The 1342-nt window shown below is 31.7% G+C and carries 1 pseudogene; it reads right to left on the bottom strand.

Annotated features, from left to right (window positions below):
- A pseudogene (locus C6H18_RS06885) lies at positions 1–1342 on the bottom strand (hypothetical protein); the annotation flags it as partial.

The following is a 1342-nucleotide window of genomic DNA, read 5'->3' as shown; positions in this document are numbered from 1 at the left end:
ATATTACCATTACCTTTGTTTTCAATAACCAAAGGTGTATCACCAGAAGCAGAAATACTTGCACTAATATTTCCTTGATTGCTTATCCCTGTTTTAGCTTCTATCTTTCCTGCTATATTAATGTCTCCTGTGATATGATTATTAGAAGCTACATTAATAGCAGCTCCATTTTCACTTTTAATAGTTGCACCTTTTTGGATGTCGATACCTTTGACTTCTGTTGTATGACGATTTTTAATTTCTATGCTGATAGCATCAAGTTTGCTATCTATAACACTATCTTTTTCTAAGATGATTTTACCAAGTGTAGTTTTAGAACCTGTATTAGGATCGGTATTGGTGATACGAATCCCATATTTTTCTGCTTGAATAGTTCCTTTATTAACAATAGTTTCTACATTATTGCCTACTTCATAGAAGATACCATGAGTTTGAGATTTAATAAGACCTTCATTAATAACTAGTTTGGCACTAGAAGGTGCGCTACCATAATTCATAAAGCCTAAGCCTCCTTGGTAGGAAACACTTCTATTGACTAGAGTTCTTGTTGCTTCTATAGTGCCTTTATTGATAATCGTATCAATTTTTCCTGGATGGACACTTAAGCCTATCTCTTTACCTTTTATCGTTCCTTCATTGATGAGAGTTTTCACATAAGAATTTCCTCTTACTTGGATTGCATAATTGCCATCTATGGTGCCAGTATTAGTAAAGTTATTTATTGTAGTCTTACCACTCAAGAGAACCCCATTATCAGCTTTTATCGTTTTACTATTGCTAAAGTTTTCTATGGTAGAAGCTTCTATATTTATACCTACTTGTTTCCCTTCTATCAATCCCTCATTCTTAAAACTCCCTATGGTAGAACCACTTAGAATATTAACTGTCTTTCTATAATTTCTATAAATATTCCCACTCCCCTCACCCTTAATAGTCCCTGTATTACTAAAAGTCTGAATAGTAGTTTTATTCATATAAACTGCATCTCTAGCATTATTCTCTTTAGCAATAATAGTTCCTGTATTATTAAAGTTAGTAATGGTGCTAGTAGGTTGAAAAGCAACACCATAGTTTTTAGTTTCTATTAATCCACTATTCTTAAAGTTCTCAATAGTAGATTTAATATAGAAGTTCCATTTACCACTATTAGTATTCTTAATCGTTCCACTATTATCAAAGGTTTGAATAGAGCCTGTATTAATATTAATATTGTGAGTTTTACTTCCTTGTATTAAACCTTTATTAGTGATAGTTCCTATTTGGGCATTTTTACTTATATTAATAGCATAGTTGTTATTGCTACCACCATTATTGGTAATAGTTCCACTAATCTCTAAGTTTT

The sequence above is a fragment of the Helicobacter mesocricetorum genome (assembly GCF_900198605.1).
GTDB lineage: Bacteria > Campylobacterota > Campylobacteria > Campylobacterales > Helicobacteraceae > Helicobacter_D > Helicobacter_D mesocricetorum.
The sequence above is the reverse complement of the archived record's forward strand: the minus strand, read 5'-3'. Positions and strand labels throughout refer to the sequence as shown.